Genomic DNA, 5,830 nt, shown 5'->3' on the forward strand with positions numbered 1-5,830 from the left:
CGTCCCAGGGTAGCCAATTCCCGCCGCGCCCGCCGACGGCCGGGGACCTGGGACAATGGGGGCATGACGACTCCCCAGCAGCCCGGCGGCCCCGACGAACTGCCCATCCGCGACGACATGATCCGGCTGGGCCAGGCCCTGAAGCTGGCGAACCTCGCGGAGGACGGGGCGCACGCCCGGGGCCTCGTGGAGGACGGTCAGGTCTCGGTCAACGGCGAGGTCGAGACCCGGCGCGGCCGCCAGCTGCACCCGGGCGACGTCGTCTCCGCGGGCGGCGCGTCGGTCCGGATCACCGCCGGGGGCTGACCCGGCCGGCCGGGTCCCCCAGCACCACCTGGGTGAGGTACTCGCGCACGTGCCCCACCTCCTGCGGGCTGATCCCGTGGCCCACCCCGGTGTAGTGCACCTTCGTCACGTCGGCGTGCTCGAGGGCCCACTCGGCCGTGGCGTCGACCAGCTCCGGCGGGATGACCGGGTCCTGCGGATCGCGGCCCCAGAACATCCGCAGCGGCTGCTCCCGCAGCGTCGCGTCGGCGAAGAGGGGGTGCTCCCCGGGCACCACGAACCCGGAGAGCCCGACCACCGCGGCGATCTCCCCGGGCATGTGGCGGGCGAGGGACGTGGCCATCGCCATGCCCTGCGAGAACCCGAGCAGCGTGATGCTGGGGTGGTCCGCGGCCAGCTCCCGCAGCCACGCCGCGACCGGCTCCACCGCCTCGGCGACCCGGTCGACGGAGAAGCTGAGGTCCGCCGCGAGCGGGAACCACTGGTAGCCGAACCGAACGGCCTGCGGGGCGCGCAGGGACGCCACGCTGAAGTCGTCCGGCAGGGCCGGGACGAGGCCCATGAGGTCCTGCTCGTGCGAGCCGTAGCCGTGCAGGAGCACGAGCAGCGGGGTTCCGGGGCGGGCGTCGGCGTCGTTGCTCCACACGGCGAAGGGGGAGGCGGTCCCGGTCGGGACGGAGGCGTCGGTCATGGCACCAGTGTGCCATCCGGGCCCGGCGGTCCGAGGACGCCCCGGGACACGGGGCGGGCGCGTGGACGCCCGCCGGAGCCGGTGGTAGACCGGGGAGCATGACCGAGACGACAGGCCCCCCGGACACCGTCCCTCCCGTCCACCCCTGGCGGCGCATGGTGGCGATCGGCGACTCCTTCACGGAGGGCATCGGGGACCCGGACCCCGGGTCCCCCGGCGGCCACCGCGGCTGGGCGGACCGGGTCGCGGAGGAGCTGGACCGGCTCTCCCCCGGTCTGTCCTACGCCAACCTCGCCATCCGCGGCCGGCTCTTCCGCCAGATCGTCGACGAGCAGGTCGGGCCGGCCCTGGAGCTGTCCCCGGACCTCGTGACGGTCTGCGCGGGCGGCAACGACATGCTGCGCCCCGGCGGGGACCCGGATGCGATCGCCGAGGAGATGGACGACGTCGTCGGCCGGCTCGCGGCGGACGGGGCCACCGTCGTCATGGTCGGCGGCCCGGACATCGGCGCCACCCCGGTGCTGCGCGGGATCCGGGGCCGGATCGCGGTCTACAACGAGAACGTGCGGGTGGTCGCGTCCCGGCACGACGCCGTCCTGGTGGACCTGTGGGGGCTGCGGGAGCTGGCCGACCCGGCGATGTGGGACCCCGACCGGCTGCACTTCTCGGCCCTGGGCCACCACCGGATCGCGGTCGAGGTGCTCGACACCCTGGGCCTCGAGCACGGTCTGGTGCCCGAGGTCGTCCCCGACCGCCCGCCGTCGTCGTGGCGGCAGGCCCGCCGGGAGGACCTCGTCTGGGCCCACCGCTATCTGCGGCCGTGGGTGGCACGCCGCATCCGGCGCACGAGCTCGGGGGCGCAGGTCCGGCCGAAGCGCCCGCACTTCGGCACCGCCACGGTGCCCGGGGGCGGTCTCGCGCCCGGGGACCGGGGCACCGCCGGGGACCGGGCCGACGACGCGTCCGCCGCCGGGAACGGGCCCGTCGCCGGGAGCGGTTGAGGGGTCCGCGCCGGGCCGAGGGCACCGCCGGCGGCTCAGCGCTCGCGCAGCACGGTCTCCACGAGCAGCTTGCCGAGCTGCGGCGCCTCGATGAGGAAGCCGTCGTGGCCCGAGGGCGAGGTGAGCGTGTGCCGCCGGACGTCCCCCGGCAGCGCGGCGGCCAGCACGTCGGACTCGCGGGGCAGGTAGAGCCGGTCGGAGTCCACCGCGGCCACGAGCCACTCGCACGAGGTCACGGACAGCGCCTCCTCGAGCGTGCCGCGGTCCCGCGCCACGTCGTGGGACATGAGCGTCTCGTTGACGGCCAGGTAGCTGTTGGCGTCGAAGCGGCCGGCCAGCTTGGACGCCTGGTGGTCGAGGTAGCTCTCCACCTGGTAGCGGCCCCGCCCGCCGGGATGCGTGTCGATGACCTCCTCGTCGGCCTGCGGCGAGCGCCCGAACCGGTGGTGCAGCTCGTCGGCCGAGCGGTAGGTGATGTGGGCGATCCGCCGGGCCAGTCCCAGACCCGTGACCGGCGGCGGGCCGTCGTAGTAGTCCCCGCCGCGGAAGTCGGGGTCCTGCCGGATGGCGAGGTTCTGCGCCTGTCCCCACGCGAGCTGCTCGGCGCTGGACTGGGCGCACGCGGCGACCACCGCGCACGCCCGGACCCGGTCCGGGTACGTCACGGCCCACTCCAGGGCGCGGGCCCCGCCCATGGAGCCGCCGATGACCAGGCGCCACGCGTCGATGCCGAGGGCGTCGGCCAGGGCCTCCTCCGCGTGGACCGAGTCCCGGACGGTGATGAGCGGGAAGCGGGAGCCCCAGGGGCGGCCCTCGGGGTCCACGTCCGGCGGCGCCGGGCTCGCCGGGCCCGTGGACCCGTAGCAGCCGCCCAGGATGTTGGTGCAGACCACGAACCAGCGGTCCGTGTCGATGGCCGCGCCGGGGCCGACGAGGCCCTCCCACCAGCCGCCGCTCTCGGCGGCGCGGCGCTCGGCCCCGGAGGCGCCGGGACGGACCCGGCCGCTCGCCACGTGGGTGTCCCCGGTGAGGGCGTGCTCGACGAGCACCGCGTTGGAGCCGTCCGGGGCGAGGGTGCCCCACGTCTCGTACGCGATCCGGACGTCGGGCAGCCGGAAGCCCGACTCGAGCTCCAGCTCCCCGATCCCGGCCAGCCGCGGCACCCCGTCCTCGCGGACGGCGGTCCCGGCTCCCCCGACGACCGTCACGGTCACTCCTGTCCTCCCGGCGCGGCCGCCGCCGCGGCGAAGCCCTGCTCGAGGTCGGCCAGGATGTCGTCGATGTTCTCCAGGCCCACGGACAGGCGCACGAAGCCGGGCTCCACACCGGCGGCCAGCTGCTCCTCGGGCAGGAGCTGGCTGTGCGTGGTGGACGCGGGGTGGATCACGAGGGAGCGGACGTCGCCGATGTTGGCGACGTTCGAGTGCAGGGTCAGGGCGTCCACGAAGGCCGCACCGGCCTCCCGGCCGCCGTCGAGCACGAAGCCCAGGATGGACCCGGCGCCCCGGGGCGCGTACTTCTGCGCCCGCCCGTGCCACCGGGAGGACTCGAGCCCGGCCCAGGACACCGAGCGCACGTCCTCCCGCGCCTCGAGCCAGCGGGCCACCGTCCCGGCGTTGGCCACGTGGCGCTCCATCCGCAGGGACAGCGTCTCGATGCCCTGCTCGATGAGGAACGCGTTGAACGGGGAGATCGCCGAGCCGAGGTCGCGCAGCAGCTGCACGCGGGCCTTGAGGATGTAGGACAGGTTCACGCCGAAGGGCCCGTCCGCGCCCAGGGTCTCGGCGTAGACGAGACCGCCGTAGGACTCGTCCGGCTGGTTGAAGCCGGGGAAGCGCTCCGGGTAGCGGCCGTAGTCGAAGGCCCCCGAGTCCACGATCACGCCGCCGATGGCGGTGCCGTGCCCGCCCAGGAACTTGGTGGCCGAGTGCACCACCACGTCCGCGCCCCAGCGGAACGGCTGGATCAGGTAGGGGGTCGCCACGGTGTTGTCCACGATCAGCGGGACCTCGTGGTCGTGGGCGATCCCGGCGACCGCCTCGATGTCGAGCACGTCGTTGCGCGGGTTCGGGATGGTCTCGGCGAAGAAGGCCTTCGTGTTCGGCCGGACCGCCCGCCGCCAGGCCTCGGGGTCGTCCGGGTCCGTCACGAAGGTCGTCTCGACGCCGAGCTTGGGCAGCGTGAACTTGAGGAGGTTGTAGGTCCCGCCGTAGAGGCTGGGGCTGGCGACGACGTGGTCGCCCGCGCCGGCGAGGTTGAGCACGGCGAACGTCGTCGCCGACTGCCCCGCGCTGAGCATGAGGGCGCCCACGCCGCCCTCCAGGGCGGCGATCCGGTTCTCCACGACCTCGGTGGTCGGATTGCCGATCCGCGTGTAGATCGGGCCCAGCTCGGCGAGCGCGAAGCGGTCGGCGGCGGTCCGGGCGTCGGGGAAGACGAAGGACGTGGTCTGGTGGATCGGCAGGGCGCGGGAGCCGGTGACCGGGTCGGGGCGCTGCCCCGCGTGGATCTGCCGGGTCTCGAAGGCCCAGCCGGCGGGGTTCTCCGGGGTCGGGCGCTGGGTCGCGGCAGCGTCCGTGTGCGTCGTGGCGGCGTCGGTGGCGGGAGCGAGGGGATCGGACATGCCGTGGGACTCCTTGTGGATCTCAGGGGTCCCGTCCCGGCCGAGGCGGTGCGGCCGGGAACGACCGGGCGCCGGGGACCCGCGCTTGCTCGCTCGCCGGTCGCGAGGAGCCTGGTCTTCACCCAGGGCACCCCACCGCGGTGGAGGGTTGCCGGCCAGCTAGCTGGGGCTTGGACGCTGGCGCTCATGACCTGCACGACATTCTCCGGATTCGGGCGTCACGGCGTCAAGCCGGGTCCGGGGACGACGCCCGGCGGGCCGCCGACCGCAGGACGACGGGGGCGCCGCGGGCCGATTTGGAGACGAAACTCACAGGGTGCCACGATGTGCCCATGAGAGTCGACCACGTGTCCTACGCCTGCCGCCCGGAGGGCCTGGCGGCCACCACCGAGCGGATCGCGGACCAGCTCGGGATCGAGCCGGTCAAGGGTGGGGTGCACCCCCGATTCGGCACCCGCAACATGATCCTGCCGCTCACCAACCACCAGTACGTGGAGGTCGTCGAGGTCCTCCAGCACCCGGCGGCGGAGAAGGCGCCCTTCGGCCAGGCCGTGCGCGCTCGGTCCGAGGCCGGCGGCGGCTGGCTGGGCTGGGTCGTGGAGGTCGAGGACCTCGCCCCCTTCGAGCAGCGCCTCGGCCGCCACGCCGTGCCCGGCCACCGGGTCTTCCCGGACGGCCGGTGCCTGGAGTGGCACCAGATCGGCGTCAAGGGCCTGATCGCGGATCCGCAGCTGCCGTTCATGATCCACTTCGACTCCGCCCCGGAGATGCACCCGTCCCAGGCGCGGCTCACGGACGTCGGGCTCGCGGGCATGTGCATCGCCGGGGCCCCGGAGCGGGTCGCCGAGTGGCTGGGCGCGCCTGTGGAGACCGCGCTCGAGGACCTCGAGGTCGACTGGCGCTATCCCGAGGGCACCCCGGGGGTCCTCTCCGTCACCTTCAGCACCCCGGACGGCGCCGTCACCATCTGAGTCCGACCGGGCCCGATGCACCGTGCGCCACCCGGGCGTCGGGGGCCGTCGAGCCCCCGGAGGCCGGGTGGGGCTGGACGCGCGCTCCAGCAGATCCACGGGGACGACGCCGAGTCGCGGTGGTGGCGGCTGAGCCTGGAGCAGTCCCGGGTGGGCATGGTCGCCGCCGGGCTGGTCGAGGAGGCCGACTTCGAGGCCGCGTACCGGGAGATGGCCCAGCCCGATTTCCACGATCTGTCGCTGGCGGTGCTCACCGCCG

Annotated in this window: 6 protein-coding genes and 1 riboswitch; of the genes, 3 read left to right on the forward strand and 3 right to left on the reverse strand. The window is 74.7% G+C overall.

The window, feature by feature from the left end; translation table 11 throughout:
• Nucleotides 1-63 precede the first annotated feature (63 nt).
• Nucleotides 64-306: an RNA-binding S4 domain-containing protein gene (locus ACFU0Y_RS16535; RefSeq protein WP_035926391.1), complete on the forward strand. Its 243-nt coding sequence runs from the start codon at nucleotides 64-66 to the stop codon at nucleotides 304-306.
• Here ACFU0Y_RS16535 and ACFU0Y_RS16540 read toward each other — a convergent pair.
• On the reverse strand, nucleotides 290-976 hold the full coding sequence (locus tag ACFU0Y_RS16540) for an alpha/beta hydrolase (protein ID WP_380215789.1): 687 nt from the start codon (nucleotides 974-976) through the stop codon (nucleotides 290-292). The genes ACFU0Y_RS16535 and ACFU0Y_RS16540 overlap by 17 nt on opposite strands.
• 98 nt (nucleotides 977-1,074) lie before the next feature.
• Here ACFU0Y_RS16540 and ACFU0Y_RS16545 point away from each other — a divergent pair, with 98 nt between their 5' ends.
• Complete coding sequence (locus ACFU0Y_RS16545; protein WP_380215791.1) at nucleotides 1,075-1,977, forward strand: SGNH/GDSL hydrolase family protein; 903 nt, start codon at nucleotides 1,075-1,077, stop codon at nucleotides 1,975-1,977.
• Between the two features lie 35 nt (nucleotides 1,978-2,012).
• Here ACFU0Y_RS16545 and ACFU0Y_RS16550 read toward each other — a convergent pair whose 3' ends face one another.
• Together ACFU0Y_RS16550 and ACFU0Y_RS16555 are read right to left on the reverse strand one after the other, a co-directional pair.
• Nucleotides 2,013-3,191, reverse strand: a complete 1,179-nt coding sequence (locus tag ACFU0Y_RS16550; RefSeq protein ID WP_380215793.1) for a homoserine O-acetyltransferase — start codon at nucleotides 3,189-3,191, stop codon at nucleotides 2,013-2,015.
• The gene (locus tag ACFU0Y_RS16555; protein WP_380215795.1) at nucleotides 3,188-4,600 is read right to left on the reverse strand and encodes a bifunctional o-acetylhomoserine/o-acetylserine sulfhydrylase; all 1,413 of its coding nucleotides are present in this window, start codon (nucleotides 4,598-4,600) and stop codon (nucleotides 3,188-3,190) included. Before ACFU0Y_RS16555 ends, ACFU0Y_RS16550 begins: the two co-directional genes overlap by 4 nt.
• A gap of 76 nt (nucleotides 4,601-4,676) precedes the next feature.
• A riboswitch (SAM riboswitch) is annotated at nucleotides 4,677-4,792 on the reverse strand.
• A 140-nt stretch (nucleotides 4,793-4,932) separates the two neighbouring features.
• Between ACFU0Y_RS16555 and ACFU0Y_RS16560 the strand changes: the two genes are divergently transcribed.
• The gene (locus ACFU0Y_RS16560; RefSeq protein ID WP_380215797.1) at nucleotides 4,933-5,571 is read left to right on the forward strand and encodes a VOC family protein; all 639 of its coding nucleotides are present in this window, start codon (nucleotides 4,933-4,935) and stop codon (nucleotides 5,569-5,571) included.
• The last annotated feature ends 259 nt before the right edge of the window (nucleotides 5,572-5,830 follow it).

The organism is Kocuria sp. NPDC057446 (assembly GCF_042802875.1).
Classification (GTDB): Bacteria; Actinomycetota; Actinomycetes; order Actinomycetales; family Micrococcaceae; genus Kocuria.

Bases quoted from the DNA above. Each gene is read 5' to 3' on its own strand.
- ACFU0Y_RS16545 (WP_380215791.1), top strand. From the start codon at position 1,075: ATGACCGAGACGACAGGCCCCCCGGACACCGTCCCTCCCGTCCACCCC.
- ACFU0Y_RS16540 (WP_380215789.1), bottom strand. From the start codon at position 976: ATGACCGACGCCTCCGTCCCGACCGGGACCGCCTCCCCCTTCGCCGTG.
- ACFU0Y_RS16535 (WP_035926391.1), top strand. From the start codon at position 64: ATGACGACTCCCCAGCAGCCCGGCGGCCCCGACGAACTGCCCATCCGC.
- ACFU0Y_RS16555 (WP_380215795.1), bottom strand. From the start codon at position 4,600: ATGTCCGATCCCCTCGCTCCCGCCACCGACGCCGCCACGACGCACACG.
- ACFU0Y_RS16560 (WP_380215797.1), top strand. From the start codon at position 4,933: ATGAGAGTCGACCACGTGTCCTACGCCTGCCGCCCGGAGGGCCTGGCG.